The organism is Streptococcus mitis (assembly GCF_001074635.1).
In the GTDB taxonomy this organism is placed as follows: domain Bacteria; phylum Bacillota; class Bacilli; order Lactobacillales; family Streptococcaceae; genus Streptococcus; species Streptococcus mitis_E.
This window is the reverse complement of the sequence record NZ_JUQO01000207.1, coordinates 1-3267: the sequence shown is the minus strand read 5'-3', so window position 1 is coordinate 3267 and position 3267 is coordinate 1. Positions and strand designations below refer to the sequence as shown.

Here is a 3267-nt window from a genome sequence, read left to right as displayed (position 1 = left end):
ACTGACGAAGTCAGTAACCATACCTACGGCAAGGCGAAGCTGACGTGGTTTGAAGAGATTTTCGAAGAGTATTAGTCCAAAATTCTGGCTTAATAGTCTCCTTAAAACGCCAAAAACCCACCCAATGGGTAGGTTTTATCTGTATTATTCAGCTAGATTAAGCTTTACCTTCTGAACCGAATACGTCGATACGTTCTTCAACTGATGCTTGGATAGCTTTTACACCGTCAGCCAAGAATTTACGTGGGTCGAAGAGTTTTTTCTTGTCGTATTCTGCTTCGTTTGCTTCGTAGTCACGAGCAAATTTACGAGTTGCGTTAGCGAATGCGATTTGGCATTCGGTGTTAACGTTAACTTTCGCAACACCAAGTTTGATAGCTGCTTGGATTTGCTCATCAGGAATACCTGATCCACCGTGCAATACGATTGGGAATCCTGGAACAGCTTCAGTCAATTTTTGCAAGTGATCAAGGTGAAGACCTTTCCAGTTTTCTGGGTAAGGACCGTGGATGTTACCGATACCAGCTGCCAAGAAGTCGATACCAGTTTCAACCATTGCTTTAGCGTCTTCGATTGGAGCCAATTCACCATCACCGATGATTCCGTCTTCTTCACCACCGATAGTACCAACTTCAGCTTCCACTGATACACCATTTGCATGAGCAAATTCTACAACTTTACGAGCTTTTTCAAGGTTTTCTTCAACTGGAAGGTGTGAACCATCAAACATAACTGAAGTATAACCAACTCGGATACACTCAAGTGCATCTTCGTAGTGACCGTGGTCAAGGTGGATAGCTACTGGTACAGTGATACCCATTGATTCAACAAGGTTAGCGATCAAGTTGCGAGCAACTTTGTAACCACCCATGTATTTAGCAGCACCCATTGAAGTTTGGATCAAAACTGGAGCTTTTTTAGCTTCTGCTGCGCGCAAGATAGCTTGAGTCCACTCAAGGTTGTTTGTGTTAAATCCACCAACTGCATAACCGTTGTCACGAGCTGCTTGGACAAATTTTTCTGCTGAAACGATTGCCATTTTATCAGGCCTCCTGTATATTTTTATGGGTCATCCCATTTACATTGTTCATTTTATCACTTTTTGACAAAAAAATCTAGTTTTTCCCGCAGTTTCGATTGAATTTCTTCTAGCTTCATCTATGTAAACCCTTTCTCTACCTAGTCTTGGGCGACTTTTGGAAAAGCTATGAAGAAGGTCAAACGATTCTCCTTCATCTCAAAACGATAAGGTAATTTTTCATGTTCTAATAGACTCTTAACCACAAAGAGCCCCATACCAGAACCCTTGGCCTTGCGACTAGCATTATCAGAAAAAGATTGGGCTAGTTTTTCTTGTTCTTCTGGACTGCAGCTATTTTCTATAAAAAGTTCCCCTTCTCTTTCTCCAATGCGAACCAAACTACCTGGAGCAGAGTGCTTGATGGCATTACTGATGAGGTTAGACAAAATCAACTTCATAACTGATGGATTTAGATAAGCCTGCTGATGGGACAAGCTATTATCAATCTGAAGCTCTCTTTCCTTGGCTAGCAAGGCATAATCCTTGACTAGACTTTGCGTCATCTGGTGTAAGTCAATTTGTTCCCTATCATCTCGCAATTCCTGCACAGAAGAGAGGGAAAGTATCTGGAGAACATGGTGATTAAGTTCATCCACAATCCCCAAGGCAACTCCCAGATAGTGGTCTCTATCCTTATAACGCCCGACATTTTCTTTCATGTTTTCGATCAGGATTTTCAAACTAGCCAGCGGTGTTTTCAATTCATGAGAAGCCCCTCGTAGGAATTCGACCTTCATCTTTTCCAGCTGGAGAATGGCTTCATTCTTGTCATGCAAGTCCGCAATGACAGTCAAAAGATGCTGGTAGAGGCTATTGATTTGTTCCTTTAGATCTCCAATCTCATCCTTGGAATCCACGCGCAATCGCACTTGGGCATCCAAATCCATCATCCGTCGGGTCACCCGCTTGATTTCCAAAATCGGGGCAACGATAGTCCGAGCATAGATATAGGCCACCAAGAGGGAAATCAGAAAGGATGCCAGCAGGGTATAGGGAAGAAACTGGAGACTGATTTGCTCTGCTTCCTTTTGCAAATCCATGGACGCTAAAAACTGGAGAGTCATGGTACCACCGTCCTGCGTTGTCACCTCGCGCTCCTCGATAAAAAGAGAGGTTGTCTGACGTTCCGTATCCAGAGGAAGACTGTCCTTGACTTCTAACTTGTCCTCAGTCATCTCGCCCTTAACGACCCCCTTAATATCACTAGTCTGGGAATACAGCTCTAACACTTGCTCGATACTCTGCCTATCCTTCCCTTCTAGGGACTGGGCAATGGCTGTCGCTTTCTGGCCAATGGTTTCCTGACGATGGCTCAGATAAGTCGAAGGAAAAAGAAAATAAATAGCCAAATGAAGGCAAATAACCAGAACACTAAAAATCGAGAAGGTATATATAAATATCTTTGTAAATAAACCTGTTCGTTTCATTTTCGCTCCAATTTATAACCAACATTGCGCACAGTGAGGATGCAGTCCAAGTCTAGCTTTTTCCGCAATTCCTTGATATAGACATCGATGACACGGTCAAAGGGAACCTCATCTGTCGCCTTCCATACTGCATCGATAATCTGAGAACGAGTCAAGGCTCGTCCTTCATTTTTAACCAGATAGTCCAGAATTTCCAACTCTTTAGCATTGATAGCTACTTCCTCACCTGCTAGGCTGGCACTGTAGCTCTCAAAGTCCACCTTGGTATCCTTATAGGAGAAGATTCGTCCTGTATCATAATAGCGCTTGAAAATCGCGTCCACCCTCACTTTTAAGAGGGAGAGGGAGAAGGGCTTTTCCAGATAGCCATCTGCTAGCGAAGCAAAGGCACTCATCTTGTATTCTTCATCCTGAAAGGCAGTCAACATCAAAACAGGAACCTGACTGGTTTTACGAATCTCAGCTAGGACTTCTAGGCCGTTAAGCTTGGGCATCTGAATATCCAGTAAAACTAAGGCCACCTCATAGCTGGAAAATTTTTCTAAGGCTTCCTCACCGTCCGCTGCTTCAATGGTTTCATAACCGCAATCCGTCAAATAATCACTGATCCCCTCTCGGATCATCTCTTCATCTTCTACAATTAAAATTTTCATACTTTAACTGCTCTCTATTTTTTATTTTTCTTATACTCAATGAAAATCAAAAAGCAAACTAGGAAGCTAGCCGCAGGTTGCTCAAAGCACTGCTTTGAGGTTGTAG

At 43.0% G+C, this 3267-nt stretch carries 3 protein-coding genes; all 3 read right to left on the bottom strand.

Annotated features, from left to right (window positions below; all coding sequences use genetic code 11):
• Positions 1–157: 157 nt before the first annotated feature.
• The 3 genes from ADI58_RS08840 to vncR all read right to left on the bottom strand — a co-directional run bounded on the left by ADI58_RS08840 (position 158) and on the right by vncR (position 3161).
• Positions 158–1039, bottom strand: coding sequence for a class II fructose-bisphosphate aldolase (locus ADI58_RS08840; RefSeq protein ID WP_001019006.1), 882 nt, complete (start codon positions 1037–1039; stop codon positions 158–160).
• Positions 1040–1179: 140 nt separating this feature from the next.
• Positions 1180–2508 carry a sensor histidine kinase VncS gene (vncS, locus tag ADI58_RS08835; protein ID WP_049522292.1) on the bottom strand — a complete coding sequence of 443 codons (1329 nt, stop codon included), beginning with the start codon at positions 2506–2508 and terminating at the stop codon, positions 1180–1182.
• Entirely contained in the window at positions 2505–3161 is a 657-nt protein-coding gene (gene vncR / locus ADI58_RS08830; RefSeq protein ID WP_049522289.1) for a response regulator transcription factor VncR, read from the bottom strand. Before vncR ends, vncS begins: the two co-directional genes overlap by 4 nt.
• Positions 3162–3267 lie beyond the last annotated feature (106 nt).

What these genes read in the sequence shown, in the direction of transcription:
- ADI58_RS08840 (WP_001019006.1), bottom strand. Translation starts at nt 1,039, where the DNA reads ATGGCAATCGTTTCAGCAGAAAAATTTGTCCAAGCAGCTCGTGACAAC.
- vncS (WP_049522292.1), bottom strand. Translation starts at nt 2,508, where the DNA reads ATGAAACGAACAGGTTTATTTACAAAGATATTTATATATACCTTCTCG.
- vncR (WP_049522289.1), bottom strand. Translation starts at nt 3,161, where the DNA reads ATGAAAATTTTAATTGTAGAAGATGAAGAGATGATCCGAGAGGGGATC.